This window comes from Pseudomonas sp. LA5 (genome assembly GCF_028640825.1).
In the GTDB taxonomy this organism is placed as follows: Bacteria; Pseudomonadota; Gammaproteobacteria; order Pseudomonadales; family Pseudomonadaceae; genus Chryseomonas; species Chryseomonas aestiva.
Genome location: NZ_JAQYZY010000006.1, coordinates 12,238 through 27,563, shown reverse-complemented (window position 1 = coordinate 27,563; position 15,326 = coordinate 12,238). Strand labels below are relative to the sequence as shown.

At 66.4% G+C, this 15,326-nt stretch carries 14 protein-coding genes; 11 read left to right on the top strand and 3 right to left on the bottom strand.

The genetic code is table 11. The features are described 5' to 3' along the window. Positions 1–30: 30 nt before the first annotated feature. The 7 genes from PVZ72_RS00155 to PVZ72_RS00125 all read left to right on the top strand — a co-directional run bounded on the left by PVZ72_RS00155 (position 31) and on the right by PVZ72_RS00125 (position 9,851). Positions 31–1,608, top strand: coding sequence for a flavin monoamine oxidase family protein (locus PVZ72_RS00155; RefSeq protein WP_273860881.1), 1,578 nt, complete (start codon positions 31–33; stop codon positions 1,606–1,608). Between the two features lie 173 nt (positions 1,609–1,781). After that, entirely contained in the window at positions 1,782–2,336 is a 555-nt protein-coding gene (locus PVZ72_RS00150) for a cytochrome b (protein WP_064307485.1), read from the top strand. 35 nt (positions 2,337–2,371) lie between these two features. Beyond that, positions 2,372–2,950 carry a YceI family protein gene (locus PVZ72_RS00145; RefSeq protein ID WP_059313566.1) on the top strand — a complete coding sequence of 193 codons (579 nt, stop codon included), beginning with the start codon at positions 2,372–2,374 and terminating at the stop codon, positions 2,948–2,950. Between the two features lie 347 nt (positions 2,951–3,297). Next, a complete protein-coding gene (locus PVZ72_RS00140) occupies positions 3,298–4,491 on the top strand; it encodes an efflux RND transporter periplasmic adaptor subunit (RefSeq protein WP_187980355.1) in 1,194 nt (397 codons plus the stop codon). Between the two features lie 12 nt (positions 4,492–4,503). Continuing rightward, positions 4,504–7,641, top strand: coding sequence for an efflux RND transporter permease subunit (locus tag PVZ72_RS00135; protein ID WP_133861435.1), 3,138 nt, complete (start codon positions 4,504–4,506; stop codon positions 7,639–7,641). A 1-nt stretch (position 7,642) separates the two neighbouring features. Continuing rightward, a complete protein-coding gene (locus PVZ72_RS00130; protein ID WP_273860880.1) occupies positions 7,643–9,145 on the top strand; it encodes an efflux transporter outer membrane subunit in 1,503 nt (500 codons plus the stop codon). Positions 9,146–9,263: 118 nt separating this feature from the next. Beyond that, positions 9,264–9,851 carry a YajG family lipoprotein gene (locus PVZ72_RS00125; RefSeq protein ID WP_133861433.1) on the top strand — a complete coding sequence of 196 codons (588 nt, stop codon included), beginning with the start codon at positions 9,264–9,266 and terminating at the stop codon, positions 9,849–9,851. Between the two features lie 60 nt (positions 9,852–9,911). Here PVZ72_RS00125 and PVZ72_RS00120 read toward each other — a convergent pair whose 3' ends face one another. Next, complete coding sequence (locus tag PVZ72_RS00120) at positions 9,912–11,072, bottom strand: 1-acyl-sn-glycerol-3-phosphate acyltransferase (protein ID WP_187980353.1); 1,161 nt, start codon at positions 11,070–11,072, stop codon at positions 9,912–9,914. A 107-nt stretch (positions 11,073–11,179) separates the two neighbouring features. Between PVZ72_RS00120 and PVZ72_RS00115 the strand changes: the two genes are divergently transcribed. The 4 genes from PVZ72_RS00115 (at position 11,180) to PVZ72_RS00100 (ending at position 13,150) form a co-directional block, all read left to right on the top strand. Continuing rightward, complete coding sequence (locus tag PVZ72_RS00115; protein WP_017639858.1) at positions 11,180–11,362, top strand: CPXCG motif-containing cysteine-rich protein; 183 nt, start codon at positions 11,180–11,182, stop codon at positions 11,360–11,362. Beyond that, on the top strand, positions 11,362–11,622 hold the full coding sequence (locus PVZ72_RS00110; protein ID WP_133861431.1) for a putative signal transducing protein: 261 nt from the start codon (positions 11,362–11,364) through the stop codon (positions 11,620–11,622). Before PVZ72_RS00115 ends, PVZ72_RS00110 begins: the two co-directional genes overlap by 1 nt. A 10-nt stretch (positions 11,623–11,632) precedes the next feature. Further along, positions 11,633–12,250 carry an SOS response-associated peptidase gene (locus PVZ72_RS00105; RefSeq protein ID WP_273860879.1) on the top strand — a complete coding sequence of 206 codons (618 nt, stop codon included), beginning with the start codon at positions 11,633–11,635 and terminating at the stop codon, positions 12,248–12,250. Between the two features lie 78 nt (positions 12,251–12,328). After that, positions 12,329–13,150, top strand: coding sequence for a M48 family metallopeptidase (locus tag PVZ72_RS00100; protein ID WP_133861428.1), 822 nt, complete (start codon positions 12,329–12,331; stop codon positions 13,148–13,150). A 126-nt stretch (positions 13,151–13,276) separates the two neighbouring features. Here PVZ72_RS00100 and PVZ72_RS00095 read toward each other — a convergent pair whose 3' ends face one another. Then, entirely contained in the window at positions 13,277–14,278 is a 1,002-nt protein-coding gene (locus PVZ72_RS00095; RefSeq protein WP_273860878.1) for a class I SAM-dependent methyltransferase, read from the bottom strand. 29 nt (positions 14,279–14,307) lie between these two features. Continuing rightward, positions 14,308–15,267, bottom strand: a complete 960-nt coding sequence (locus tag PVZ72_RS00090; RefSeq protein ID WP_273860877.1) for a 2-hydroxyacid dehydrogenase — start codon at positions 15,265–15,267, stop codon at positions 14,308–14,310. Positions 15,268–15,326 lie beyond the last annotated feature (59 nt).

Below are 15,326 nucleotides of genomic sequence, written 5' to 3'. Positions count from 1 at the left end.
CCGTTTCCCGGTCCCAGGAGTCTAGAAAAGATGTCGTCGCGTTGGACAGGTTTTACCGTCTGCTTGGCAGCCGGCGTATTCGCTACCAGCCTGAGCGCAGGCGCTGCCGAGAAGGCCCATAAAGAGACGCACAAGGCGCCGGAAAAGGCTACCGCGGCACCCGTAGCGCCCAGTGGTCCCTCGGTGATCGTGGTCGGTGCCGGCATGGCCGGTCTGGCCTCGGCCTATGAACTGCAGCAGGCCGGCTGGAACGTGACCCTGCTGGAAGCCGGCGCGCGCGTCGGCGGTCGTTCCGGTCTCGCCTCCAGCGAATGGATCGGCGACACCAAGGCCCAGCCGGTGCTCAACCACTACCTGGACACCTTCAAGCTCAAGACCGTGGACGCGCCGTCCTTCGTGCGCACCCCGGGCTATCTGATCGAAGGCCAGTACTTTTCCCAGGAAGACCTGGCGCAGAAGATGCCGGCCGTGGCCGATGCCCTCAAACGCGTCGACAAGTCCCTGGACGATCTGGCTGCCGCCATCAGCGATCCGCTGCAGCCGACCGCCACCCCGACCCTGCACGCCCTCGACCAGATCAACGCCGCCACCTGGCTGGACAAGCAGAATCTGCCGCCGGTGGCGCGCCAGCTGATCAACCAGCGCATCCGCGTCCGCTACGACGAGCCCTCGCGGCTGTCGCTGCTCTATCTGGCCCAGCAGACCCGCGTCTATCGCGGCGTCGACGACAAGGACCTGCGCGCCTCCCGTCTGCCCGGTGGCAGCGAGGTGCTGGCCCAGGCCTTCGTCAAGCAGATCAAGACGATCAAGACTGACAACAAGGTCTCCAGCATCGTCCAGGACAAGGATGGTGTCGTGGTCAAGGCCGGTGCCACCGGCTACAAGGCCGACTACGTGGTGATGGCGGTGCCGCTGCGCGCCCTCGGCCAGGTGCAGATGACCCCGGCGCTGGATGCTACCCAGCAGGCGGCGATCAAGGGCACCACCTATGGCTGGCGCGACCAGATCCTGCTCAAGTTCAAGACCCCGGTGTGGGACAGCAAGTCGCGCATGAGCGGCGAGATCTACAGCGACCAGGGCCTGGGCATGCTGTGGGTGGAGCCGGACGTCAAGGGCGGCGCCAATGTGCTGGTTAACCTGGCCGGTGACAGCGCGCGTCTGGTGCAGGCCTTTGGCGACAAGCAGATGGTCGATCAGGTGCTGATCCGCTTCCACGCCTTCTACCCCAAGGCGCGGGGTGCCTTCTCCGGCTACGAAGTCCGTCGCTACAGCCGCGATCCGGGCGTGGGCGGTGCCTATCTGGCCTATGGTCCGGGCCAGATCACCCGCTACTGGCGGCTGTGGGAAAAGCCCGCCGGCCGGGTGATCTTCGCTGGCGAGCACACCGATCCGCTGCATCCGGGCACCCTGGAAGGCGCCCTGGCCAGCGGTCAGCGCGCTGCCGGTCAGGTCCGCGATCTCAAGGCCGGCAAGGCCGTGGTGCCGGTCGTGGCCAGTGCCAAGACCGCTGCCCAGCCGGCTGCTGCGCCCAAGGCCGCCGCCGCTGCGACGGCCAAGGACAGTGGCGAGCACGGCTTCTTCTGGAAGCTGTTCCACTGGTCGTTCTGATCCCTGCCTGAGCCCGGGCGCTGCCATCGCGCAGCGTCTGGGTCGGAGCGGACGGGGCCTTCGCGCGCCGTCCGATCCATCGATTCCTTCGATATTGATTCGATACTTTTTCCGCTTTCCATCGATACGTTTGCGGCTAGGCTTAGGCAAAGCTTTTTCAGGAGAGAAAAGCGATGCACTGGCGCAACGATGGCCTTCGCTACGGTCTGGTAAGTCTGGTTCTGCATTGGGTCATGGCCCTGGCGATCGTCGCCATGTTCGCCTCCGGCCTGTGGATGCGCACCCTGGACTACTACGACACCTGGTACCACACCGCCCCCGAACTGCATAAGAGCGCCGGCATCCTCTTGCTGATCGCCCTGGTGCTGCGCCTGCTCTGGCGCCTGGTCAGTCCGCCGCCGCCGGTGGAGGGCAGCCCCCTGGTGCGCCGCGCCGCCGGTGCCGGGCACTTCCTGCTCTATGGGCTGATGCTCAGCGTCATGGTGGCCGGCTATCTGATCTCCACCGCCGATGGCGTGGCCATCGATGTCTTCGGCTGGTTCAAGGTTCCGGCGACCCTGAGCGGCCTGCCGGATCAGGCCGATACCGCCGGCAAGATCCACCTCTGGTTCGCCTGGACGCTGATCGTCCTGGCCGGTCTGCACGTGGTGGCCGCGCTCAAGCACCATTTCGTCGACCGCGACGGCACCCTGGTCCGCATGCTCGGTCGGGTCCACACTCCTTCCTGATGTTCGCTTCCCACCACCACCTGGAGCTCCATCCAATGCTGAAGAAAACCGTTGCCGCCCTGGCCCTGGGTACCGCTCTGCTGGGCGCTGGCCAGGCCATGGCCGCCGACTACAAGATCGACAAGCAGGGCCAGCACGCCTTCATCCAGTTCCGCATCCAGCACCTGGGCTACAGCTGGCTGTACGGCACCTTCAAGGACTTCGACGGCAACTTCAGCTTCGATGCCAAGGATCCGTCCGCCGACAAGGTCAAGGTGACCATCAACACCGACAGCGTCGACACCAACCACGCCGAGCGTGACAAGCACCTGCGCAGCGCCGACTTCCTCAACGTCGCCGCCCATCCCCAGGCCAGCTTCGAATCGACCAAGGTCACTCCCACCGGCGATGGCACCGCCGACGTCACCGGCAACCTGACCCTGAACGGCGTGACCAAGCCGGTCACCATCAAGGCCCACTTCATGGGCGAGGGCAAGGACCCGTGGGGTGGCTACCGCGCCGGCTTCGAGGGCACCACCACCCTCAAGCTCAAGGACTTCAACATCCAGAAGGACCTCGGCCCGAAATCCCAGGAAGTGGAATTCATGCTGTCCTTCGAAGGCGTGCGCCAGTAACGGGACGCCCGCAGGTTGTAACCAAAGATGCCGGATTCGTCCGGCATTTTTATGCCTGGTCGTTTTTGCCGACGAGGCGGGCGACACCGGGATTCCCCGGCAGAACTCGCCTCCCGCCTCATGGTCTGCTACCGAGGTCGGTCGCACTGGCCTGACTTCTGTCGGCATAGCCATTTTCACGAGACGTCGGAGTAGCCGGCGAGATACCCGAGTAAGGCGCTTGGGTTATTTACAAACAGTCGTGAACGTAAGTATATTTGTCTGATAATAATTCCTATGCTCGAGCCGGTGCGGATCCACAAGGCGCGCTGCGCATGCTCATTTCCCCGCTTTCAAGGACTTTTGATATGCAGATCAAGCCGGCGCATGCCTTTTTCGCTCCCGCCCTGCTGGCCGTGGCCCTGGCCCTGGGTGCCTGCGGCAAGCAGGACAACAAGGACCAGCAGCAACAGCAGCAGAAGCCCCCGGAGGTCGGGGTGGTGACGATGCAGCCTCGCACCGTCACCCTGACCGACGAATTGCCCGGGCGCACGTCCGCCTTCCGCATCGCCGAGGTGCGGCCGCAGGTGAGCGGCATCCTGCTCAAGCGCTATTTCACCGAAGGCGCCGACGTGAAGGCCGGTACCCAGCTCTATCAGATCGATCCGCGTACCTACGAGGCCAACGTCAATTCCGCCAAGGCCTCCCTGGCCCAGGCCCAGGCGACCCTGGCCTCCAACCGGCTCAAGGCCCAGCGCTATGGCGCCCTGGTCAAGGAGCAGGCGATCAGCAAGCAGGAAGCCGACGATGCGCTGTCCATGCAGCGGCAGAACGAAGCCCAGGTGGAATCGGCCAGGGCCGCCCTGCGCAACGCCGAGATCAACCTGGCCTACACCAAGGTCGCCGCGCCCATCTCCGGGCGCATCGGGCGCTCGATGATGACCGAAGGCGCCCTGGTCACCGCCGACCAGACCAGCGCTCTGACCAGCATCACCCAGCTCGATCCCATCTATGTCGACGTGACCCAGTCCGCCACCGATCTGCTGCGCCTGCGCCGCGAGCTGGACAGCGGTCAGCTGCAGAAGGTGCAGGGCGAGAACGCCGCCCAGGTCAAGCTGATGCTGGAAGACGGCACTGCCTACAGCCGTCCCGGCAAGCTCAAGTTCGCCGAGGTTTCGGTAGACCAGGGCACCGGCTCGGTGACCATCCGCGCCGAATTCCCCAACCCCGACAAGCTGCTGCTGCCCGGCATGTTCGTGCGTGCCGAGCTGCAGTCCGGCGTGCGCCAGAATGCCCTGCTGGTGCCGCAGCAGGGTGTGACCCGCGATCTCAAGGGCCAGCCCACCGCCATGGTGGTCAACGGCGAAGGCAAGGTCGAGCAGCGGATCCTCAAGACCGAGCGCACCGTCGGCGCCGAATGGCTGGTCACCGACGGCCTCAAGGCGGGTGACAAGGTCATCACCGAAGGTCTGCAGAAGATCAAGCCGGGTGCCACCGTCACCACCAAGCCGGCGAGCAACATCGCCTCCGCCGAGCAGAAGCCGGCGGGTCAGGGTCAGTAAGGGGAGCGCCTGATGTCCAAGTTCTTCATCGACCGGCCCATCTTCGCCTGGGTAATCGCCCTGGTGATCATGCTCGCCGGCATTCTGTCGATCCTCACGCTGCCGATTAACCAGTACCCGAACATCGCCGCTCCGGCGGTCTCGATCCAGGTGAGCTACCCGGGCGCCTCGGCGCAGACGGTGCAGGACACCGTGGTTCAGGTCATCGAGCAGCAGATGAACGGGATCGACAACCTCAGGTACATCTCCTCGGAGTCCAACTCCGACGGCAGCATGACCATCATCGTGACCTTCAACCAAGGCACCAATTCCGACATCGCCCAGGTCCAGGTGCAGAACAAGCTGCAGCTGGCGACGCCGCTCCTGCCGCAGGAAGTCCAGCAGCAGGGCATGCGCGTCGCCAAGTACCAGCGCAACTTCATGATGGTGGTGGGCCTGGTCTCCATGGACGGCTCCCTGACCAAGGAAGACCTGTCCAACTACATCGTCTCCAACATGCGCGATCCCATCGCGCGGACCAGCGGTGTGGGCGACTTCCAGGTATTCGGTGCCCAGTACGCCATGCGCATCTGGCTGGATCCGCAGAAGCTGGTGAAGTACCAGCTCACGCCGGTCGACGTCAGCAGCGCCATCCAGAGCCAGAACGTGCAGATCGCCTCCGGTCAGCTCGGCGGCCTGCCGGCGGTGCCGGGGCAGCAGCTCAACGCCACCATCATCGGCAAGACCCGCCTGACCAGCGTCGAGGAGTTCGGCAAGATCTTCCTCAAGGTCGACCAGAGCGGTGCCCAGGTGCGCCTGCGTGACGTGGCGCGGGTCGAGCTGGGTGGCGAGAACTACTCCATCGATGCCCAGTTCGACGGCAAGCCGGCCTCCGGCATGGCGCTGCGTCTGGCCACCGGGGCCAATGCCCTGGACACCGCCAAGGCGGTCCGCGCCACCATCGAGCGCCTCAAGCCGTTCATGCCGCCGGGCATGGAAGTGGTCTATCCCTATGACACCACCCCGGTGGTGACCGCCTCGATCCATGAGGTGGTCAAGACCCTGGGCGAGGCGATCCTGCTGGTGTTCCTGGTGATGTTCCTGTTCCTGCAGAACTTCCGGGCCACCCTGATCCCCACCATCGCCGTCCCCGTGGTGCTCCTGGGCACCTTCGCGGTGCTGCTGGCCGCCGGTTTCACCATCAACATCCTGACCATGTTCGGCATGGTGCTCGCCATCGGCCTGCTGGTGGACGATGCCATCGTGGTGGTGGAAAACGTCGAGCGGGTGATGGCCGAGGAGGGGCTCTCGCCCAAGGAGGCGACGCGCAAGTCCATGGGCCAGATCCAGGGCGCCCTGGTCGGTATCGCCCTGGTGCTGTCGGCGGTGTTCGTGCCCATGGCCTTCTTCGGCGGCTCTACCGGGGTGATCTATCGCCAGTTCTCCATCACCATCGTCTCCTCGATGGTGCTCTCGGTGCTGGTGGCGCTGATCCTGACCCCGGCGCTGTGCGCCACCCTGCTCAAGCCGGTCAAGCAGGGGCACCACGAGAAGCGCGGTTTCTTCGGCTGGTTCAACCGCAAGTTCGAGAGCGGTCAGCACCGCTACGAGCGCAGCGTGGCCGCGGTGATCCGGCACAAGGTGCCCTTCCTGCTGCTGTACCTGCTGATCGTCGGCGTCATGGTGTTCCTCTTCACCCGCATCCAGTCGTCCTTCCTGCCGGAAGAGGACCAGGGCGTGATCTTCGCCCAGGTCACCACGCCGCCGGGCTCCAGTGCCGAGCGGACGCAGAAGGTGCTCGACACCATGCGAGAGATGATGATGAAGAACGATTCGAGCGCGGTCAGCTCGATGTTCACGGTCAACGGCTTCAACTTCGCCGGTCGTGGTCAGAGCTCGGGTCTGGCGTTCATCCAGCTCAAGCCCTGGGAACAGCGCCCGGACGCCAAAGATGGCGCCAGCGCCGTGGCCGGTCGGGCCATGGGCTACCTGTCGGGCATCAAGGACGCCATCGTCTATGCCATCGTCCCGCCGGCGGTGCTGGAGCTGGGTAACGCCACCGGCTTCGACTTCTACCTGCAGGACCAGGGCGGCATCGGTCACGAGGCGCTCATGGCCGCGCGCAACCAGCTGCTCGGCATGGCCGCGCAGAATTCCAAGCTGGTGCAGACCCGTCCCAACGGCCTCAACGACGAGCCGCAATTCAAGCTCATCGTCGACGACGAGAAGGTGCGCGCCCTGGGCCTGTCGCAGAGCGACGTGAACCAGACGCTGTCCATCGGCTGGGCGTCCAGCTACGTCAACGACTTCATCGACCGCGGTCGGGTGAAGAAGGTGTACCTGCAGGGCGAAGCCAGCGCGCGGATGAATCCCGAGGACTTCAACAAGTGGTACGTGCGCAACAGCGCCGGCGAGATGGTGCCGGTGTCTGCCTTCGCCCGCGGCGAGTGGATCTACGGCTCGCCCAAGCTGGAGCGCTACAACGGCATCTCCTCGCTGGAGATCCTCGGTTCCGCGGCGCCCGGCTACAGCACCGGTGACGCCATGGCCGAGATCGAACGCATGGCCAAGGACCTGCCGCAGGGCGTGGGTATCGCCTGGACCGGTCTGTCCTACGAGGAGCGCCTGTCGGGCTCCCAGGCGCCGGCGCTCTATGCGCTGTCGCTGCTGGTGGTGTTCCTCTGCCTGGCGGCGCTGTACGAGAGCTGGTCGATCCCGATCGCGGTCATCCTGGTGGTGCCGCTGGGGGTGGTGGGGGCCCTGCTGGCCACCTACTTCCGTGGCCTGGCCAACGACGTCTTCTTCCAGGTCGGTCTGTTGACGACCATCGGCCTGGCGGCGAAGAACGCCATCCTGATCGTGGAATTCGCCAAGGAGCTGCACGAGGGCGGCAAGAACATCGTCGATGCGGCGGTGGAAGCCTCGCGCATGCGCCTGCGCCCCATCATCATGACCTCCATGGCCTTCATCCTGGGCGTGGTGCCCCTGGCGATCTCCTCGGGCGCCAGCTCCGGCAGTCAGCACGCCGTGGGTACCGGCGTGATCGGCGGCATGCTCACCGCCACGATCCTGGCGATCTTCTGGATTCCCATGTTCTACGTGGTGGTCAGCAGCCTGTTCAAGGACAAGGCCACCAAGGACCAGGAAGCCCATGGCAAGGAAGGACACTGATATGAAGAAGTCTGTCTTGGCGGTGGTCGTGGGCATGCTGGCCGTGTCCGGCTGCAGCCTGATCCCCGATTACCAGCGACCCAATGCGCCGGTGGAGAACGCCTGGCCCCATGGCCAGGCCTACGATGCCCTGACGGTCAATCGCGACCGGCAGGCGGCCGACATCGGCTGGCGCGATTTCTATCGCGACCCGGCCCTGCAGCAGCTGATCCAGCTGTCGCTGGACAACAACCGCGACCTGCGCCAGGCCGCGCTGAACGTGCGCCTCTACCAGGCGCAATACCGCGTGCAGCGCGCCGAGCTGTTTCCCGACATCGCGGTCAGCGGCACCGGGACCCGTACCCGCCAGCCGGAGGACCTGAGCCAGGTCTCCGCCATTCGCGAACTGCTCGCCGGCAACAGCGCCAATGGCGCGAGTGGCGGCGGTGGTGGCAGCATCAGCAGCCAGTACAGCGTGACCCTGGGGTTCACCTCCTATGAGCTGGACCTGTTCGGTCGCCTGCGCAGCCTCAGCGAGCAGGCGCTGCTCAACTACTTCGCCACCAGCGAAGGACGCCGCAGCACCCAGATCTCGCTGGTCTCGGAAGTGGCCAACGCCTACTACGCCTGGCTCACCGACCAGCGCATGCTGCAACTGACCCGCGAGACCCTGGCGGCCTATCAGCGCTCCTACGACCTGACCCGCCAGACCGTGGAGAACGGCGTGGCCAGCGGCCTGGACCTGCGCCAGTCGCGCACCGCCCTGGAAGGGGCGCGGGCGAATCTGGCGCAGTACACCCGCCAGGTGGCCCAGGATCGCAATGCCCTGGCCCTGCTGCTGGGTACCTCGATCCCGGTGGAGCTGCCGCAGAGCAAGGGGTTGGACGGTACCGATCTGCTCGCCGACCTGCCGGCCAATCTGCCGTCGGATCTCCTGCAGAAGCGTCCGGACATCCTCCAGTCCGAGTTGCAGCTGCGCGCCGCCAACGCCAACATCGGCGCCGCCCGGGCCGCCTTCTTCCCGCGCATCAGCCTGACCGCCCAGGGCGGCACGGCGAGCCGGGACCTGAACGGCCTGTTCGACGCCGGTTCCGGCTACTGGACCTTCTCGCCGAGCATCAACATCCCGATCTTCACGGCCGGCAGCCTCAAGGCCAGCCTGGATGCGGCCAAGATCCAGAAGGACATCAACGTCGCCACCTACGAGAAGTCGATCCAGACCGCCTTCCGCGAGGTGGCCGATGCCCTGGCGGCGAAGGGCACCTACGACGACCAGCTGCAGGCCCAGCAGGACCTGGTGCAGGCCAGCCAGGAGTACTACGACCTGGCCAACCTGCGCTATCGCCAGGGCATCGACAACTACCTCACGGTACTCGACGCCCAGCGCTCGCTGTACAGCGCCCAGCAGCAGCTGATCACCGATCGGCTCAACCAGCTCAACAGCGAGGTCACCCTGTACAAGGCGCTCGGTGGCGGCTGGCTGGAACGCAGCCAGACCCGGCCGCCGCTGGCGGCCAAGCCGTAACGCCTGATCTGAACGACGCCGGCCCCGTGCCGGCGTTTCCCTGTCCGGAAGGCCGGTCTATCGACGCCGCTGGGGGGCTGGGTATACTGCCCCCTGTCCCTTTCTTCGGAGTCTCTGCATGCGCTATCGCCTGTTGCTCGGCCTGCTCGCCGCCACTGGTCTGACCCTGGCCGGCTGCGCCAGCAGCCCTCAGCAATTGAGTCCGCAACCCCAGATCACCGCGCCCATCGCGCCGGTCGGCCAGGGCCAGCCGGTCTCGGTCCGGGTAGTCGACGGCCGTTCCTCCTTCACCCTCGGCACCCGCGGCGGTCTCTATCCCGACACCAGCGTGGTGGTGGTGCAGACTCAGGATGTGATTCCCAAGCTGCAGGCCGAAGCCGAGAAGGCCGTACGTCAGATGGGCTTCACCCCGTCGCCCAATGCCGGTCCCGGTGCGCCCCAGCTGACCCTGACCCTGGCCGAACTGAACTATCAGTCGCCCAAGGAGCTGTACGTCACCGCGTCTGACGTCGCCGCGGCCTTCCAGGTCGAGGTGCGCAACAGCCAGCGCGGCTACAAGGGTCGCTATGGCGCCAGTCTCAACCAGCGCTTCGGCATGGCGCCCAACGCCGAGGCCAACACCAAGCTGGTCAGCGATGTGCTGAGCGATGCCCTGACCCGGGTGTTCAAGGATCCGACCGTGGTGCAGGTGCTCAGCGGCCACTGAGCCGCGACCGTCCACAAAAAAGCCCGGCTCGTGCCGGGCTTTTTCATGAGCGCGCCTGGGCTATTCCAGACCGGCCAGGACGCGGTACTTGTTCAGCACCGGCTGGGCGTACTGGCGCACCAGTTGCTCTCGGTACTGCGCCGGACACTCGGCCAGTCGCCTTTCCCATTCGCTGCGGGCGACCGCGATTTCCTCGGCGGGAAACAGGCTGTCCACCGCGGGCACGGCCAGGTCCGGATCGCGGCCCTCCCAGGCGGCATAGGCCAGGTAACTGGCCGGGAACAGCCGGTAGTTGCCGAGAATCTGCCGGTCCATTTCCTGGGCCAGCGCCTTGGCATCCTCGAACTCACCCGTGACCGGCTCGCCAAAGGCCACGTGCACCCGGCCCTTGTAGCCGGTGATGCCCCGGGCGATGCTGACGTCGTCCTCGCCCGGCGCCTTGGCGTAGCTGCCGGTGGTGGCGCGGGTATGCAGTTCGCGGGCCTTGGCCTGGTCGCAGGGATCGAATTCGTAGCTGATGGACACCGGTACGATGTTCAGCGCCTTGACCAGCTCGGCGAAGGGCTCGTCCTTGCAGCTCATGTGGAACATCTTGAGGATGGCCGAATCGGTGCGGTCGTCGCCGTCCTTGGCCCGGCCCTCGGCCTGGGCGATCCAGATGGACTGGCCGTCCTGGCGGATCGAGTGATTGATGTAGGCGGACAGATTCTGGTACGCCGCCAGCTTTTCGCGCCGGCCGCTGATGGAGCGGTGCACGATGAAGCTCTTGTTCAGCCGCATCAGGTCGCTGACGAAGGGCTTCTGCAGCAGGTTGTCACCGATGGCGATGCGCGGCGTTGGCAGACCGGCGTGGTAGACGGCATAGTTGACGAAGGCCGGGTCCATCACGATGTCGCGGTGGTTGGCCAGGAACAGATAGGCGCGGCCGCTGCGCAGCTGGTCGATGCCGGAGTAGGTAACGCCGTCCGAGGCCTTCTCGATGGCGCGATCCACATAGGGTTCGAGCTTGTCCTGCAGTGCCGCGACGCTCTGGATACCACTCAGTTCCTGGCGCAGGCGGGTGCGCAGCAGGGGGCGCACTACCCAGCCGAGTCCCTTGGACAGGCGCGGGAACCGGTAGCCGGCGAGGATGCCGATGAAGTGGTCGTCGTCGATCAGGCGGGCCAGAACCCCGGGGACTTCCGCGTCGTTATAGGGTCGAATGGCTTCGAACTCGCCCATGGTGTTCTCTTGTAGAAATTCCGGCGGCCATAGTAGTGGGCGTGGCGCCAGATGCAAGCGCCAGGGGCCGGATGGGCGGCAGGTTGGCGATCAAGGAGTGCAGGCAGATGCTGGAAAGCCAGGAATACGATTGCCCTTATTGCGGCGAACCGGGCGAGGTGGTGCTCGACCTCAGCGGCGGTGATCAGGACTATTACGAAGACTGCGAAGTCTGCTGCCGACCGATCCGCTTCGGCCTGCACACCGATGGCGAGGACTGGAATCTCGAGGTTCGGCGGGAGGATGACTGATGCGCCGCATCTATGAGCCGGGGTCGCTGCACGAGGGCGAACTGCTCCTGGCGGTTCTCGCCAGCGAGGGCATCAGTGGCTTCCTCGCCGGTCGCCACCTGCTCGGTGGCATCGGTGACCTGCCAGCGGCAGGATTGCTCGGCCTGTTGGTCGACGACGAGGAGGCCCAGCGCGCGCAGGCGCTGATCGCCGCGTACAATGCCGCCACGCCTTTGCCGGGAGAGGATCCCTCCCCCGAACAGGGCATCCTCGTCTGCTAAAAAGGTTTTCATGTCCGGACGCTACGCCCTGTTCCGCTGGCCCGCCGAATTCGCTGGCTTGCCGGGATTCCCCGAAAAGCATCCGCCGCGCTGGAACATCTCCCCTCATCAGCAGGTGCTACTGCAGCGGCGGACCGCGGATGGCGAGCGGGTCGACAGTGGCCGCTGGGGACTGACCCCACCCTGGCTCACCGATCTCTCCCGCACCCCCACCCATGCCCGCGCCGAAAGCCTGGCCACCCAGCCGATGTTTCGCGAGCCCTTTCGCCTGCGGCGTTGCCTGCTGCCGGCCAACGGCTTCTATGAATGGCGCGGCAACCACCGCAAGCGCCCCTATTGGATGCTCAACGGCGAACCCCTGGCCTGGTTCGCCGCGCTCTGGGAAGCCTATCCGGCCGGGGATCAGCTCTGGCTGTCGGTGGCCATGGTCACCCAGGCCGCCGGCCCGTTGCGGCGGCCCATCCTGCTCGATGAAGCGGGGCGTGCCCTCTGGCAGGATCCGGACAGCACGCCCAAAGCCCTGCAGGCGCTGCTGGCCGCGGGCGGCATGCCGCTGCGCGAGCGGGTGCTGGCCGACATCGTCAACCGACCCGAGGTGGACGGGCCGGAGTGTCTGACACCGCTGTAGCGAGGACCGCCGCTTTCCTCGTTGCCGCCTCGCCGAGCTGCACCTACCATGTATCCGCCTCGATACCTGGAGATTCCCATGCGCCGTATCCTTCCCCTCGCAGGCCTGTCCCTGAGCCTGCTGCTGGTCGCCTGCCAGACCGTCAACACCACCTCGGGTGGTGCGGTCGGGGTGCAGCGCAAGCAGTACATGTTCAGCATGCTGTCCGAGCAGCAGGTCAACCAGATGTACGCCCAGTCCTATGCCAAGACGGTCAGCGAGGCCAAGTCCGCCGGCAAGCTGGCCAATGACAGCGCCGACGGCAAGCGCGTCGCCGCCATTGCCAAGCGCCTGATCCCGCAGACCGCGGCCTTCCGCCCGGACGCGGTGAACTGGGACTGGCAGGTCAACCTGGTGCAGAGCGACGAACTCAACGCCAACTGCGGCCCGGGCGGCAAGATCTTCGTCTACAGCGGGCTGATCGATCAGCTCAAGCTGACCGATGACGAACTGGCGGCGGTGATGGGCCACGAGATCGCCCACGCCCTGCGCGAGCACAGCCGCGAGCAGATGTCGCGGGCCTATGCCATCCAGATGGGCGAGAACCTCGGTGGCGCCCTGCTGGGCGTTGGCCAGGGCGGCATGCAGCTGGCCGACCAGGTGTCCCAGGTGGCCCTGACCCTGCCGTTCAGCCGCGGCAACGAGAACGAGGCCGACCTGATCGGCCTGGAGCTCTCGGCGCGCGCCGGCTACAACCCCAATGCCGCCATCACCCTCTGGCAGAAGATGGCCCAGGCCAGCCAGGGCAAGCAGCCGGCGGAATTCCTCAGTACCCACCCGTCCGACGCCAACCGCACCAAGGCCCTGCAGGCGGCGATTCCCAAGGTGATGCCGCTGTACGAGGCGGCGAAGAAGGGCTGAGGTTTTGGGTTGGCAGAGGAGGTTTTCCTCACCCCACCCTCTCCCAGGGGGAAGGGCCGGCTCTGGCGCCGAGGTATAGCCGTAGGTTGGGCTGAGCGCAGCGAAGCCCAACAGGGCTCGGTGTCGCTACCGTCGCCGGGCGCTGTAGACCTTGAAGCCGTCGCGTTCGGCCAGGGTACGGCAGTTGCCGAAGGCCGCCTCGATCAGTGGCGGATAGCGCAGGAAGCTGTTGGCCACCAGGCGCAATTCGCCGCCGGGCTTTAGATGACGCACCGCCTCGGCCAGCAGGGTCTCGGTGGTGCGGTAGTCGGTCTTCACGCCGCTGTGGAAGGGCGGATTGCTGACGATGGCGGCGAGGCCGGTGGGCGCCGCGGCGATGCCATCACCACTGATCACCGTTCCGCTCAGACCGTTGGCCGCCAAGGTCCGGCGGCTGCTGGCCACGGCGAAGGCGTCCACGTCGAGCAGATGCAGGGTGCTGGCGGGATAGCGGCGCGCCAGGGCGGCGCCGACCACGCCGGCGCCGCAACCGAAGTCGAGCACCGCACCTTCGGGCAGGCCATCCAGTTGCTCCAGCAGCAGCGCCGTGCCCACATCCAGCCGGCCATGGCTGAACACGCCCGGCAGGCTGAGTATCTCCAGCTTCACCCCCGCCCGCTCCAACAGGTGACGTTGCAGCCAGGCGTCCGGCTGCGGATCGGCCGAGGTGCGCGGTCCCTGCACCAACCACAGCTGGCAATGGCGGGCACTGTCGAGCTTGCTGGCCTGACCGAAGGCACCCAGCTGGCGCGCGGCGCGTTCGATACCGGCCTTCTTTTCGCCGACCAGAAAGAGACTGCCTTCGGCCGGCAGGCAGCGAGTCAGGGCGGTGAGCAGGAAGTCGGTGGCCTCGCGGGACTTGGGCAGAAACAGCACGGCACTGGCGAAGTCGCCCGCCGGCGGTTCGATCCCCAGGCTGACGCGACCCGGATAGCGCCGGACCAACTGTTCGGCCTCGCCCGCATGCCAGCTCCAGCCGCTGGCCGCGGGCAGGGTGCCGAGCAGGTCATCGGCCGGCAAGCCGGCGAGCAGCAAGGCGTCGCCAAAGCGCTCGGGGTGACGGAGGAGGACTTCGCTGCGCGGATCCATGGGGCTACCTGGCGAAAAAAGCGCGAACTTTAGCAGACCACCCGGTGCGGCGTGCCGGCGAAATGGCCCTCGGCATTGGCGGCGAGCTGGCCGATGATCCGTTGACGCGCCTCGCGACTACCCCAGGCGTTGTGCGGGGTGACGATCAGTCGCGGAATGTCGCCGGCCAGCAGCGGATTGCCGTCACGCGGGGGCTCCACGCTGAGCACATCGGTGGCGGCGCCGGCCAGGTGGCCGCGCCTCAGGCAATCGGCCAGGGCCTGTTCGTCGACGATGCCGCCGCGTGCGGTGTTGACCAGGAAGGCCGTGGATTTCATCGCCGCCAGTTCCGCCGCACCGATCAGGCCGCGGGTCTGCTCGGTCAGCGGGCAGTGCATCGTCAGGGCATCCACCTGGGGCAGCAGCTCGGCCAGCGGCAGGCTGCCGGGACGCGCCGGGCGACCGGGCAACTGGCCTACCAGGGTCTGCATGCCGAAGGCTTCGGCCAGGCGCTTCACCGCGCTGCCCAGCTCGCCGAGGCCGAGCAGGCCGAGGGTCTTGCCTTCCAGCTCGACGATGGGGTGGTCGAGCAGGCAGAACTGGCTGGCGGTCTGCCAGCGACCGGCACGGACGTCTGTCTGGTAGTCCGGCAAGCGGGTCGCCAGGGCCAGCAGCAGCGCCAGGGTGTGCTGGGCGACCGAGGCGGTGCCATAGCCCTGGCAGTTGCAGACGCGCACGCCCTGGGCGCGCGCGGCTTCCAGGTCGATGTTGTTGGTGCCGGTGGCGCTGACCAGTACCAGCTTCAAGTCCGGGCAGGCGGCCAGGATGGCGGCGTCCAGCACCACCTTGTTGACGATGGCGACCTGGGCGCCGGCCAGGCGCGCCGCGACCTCGTCCGGGGCGCTCGCCGGGTGGAGTTCCAGCTCGTCGAACACCCTGCGCAAGGGCGCCGGGTCCAGATCGCCGAGGTCGAGAGAGGCATAGTCGAGGAACACGGCGCGAACGGGCATGACGACTCCAGCGGAAAAGGGAAGGGAGGTCCGAGCCTAGCAGCCGCGGGTCGTCCAGG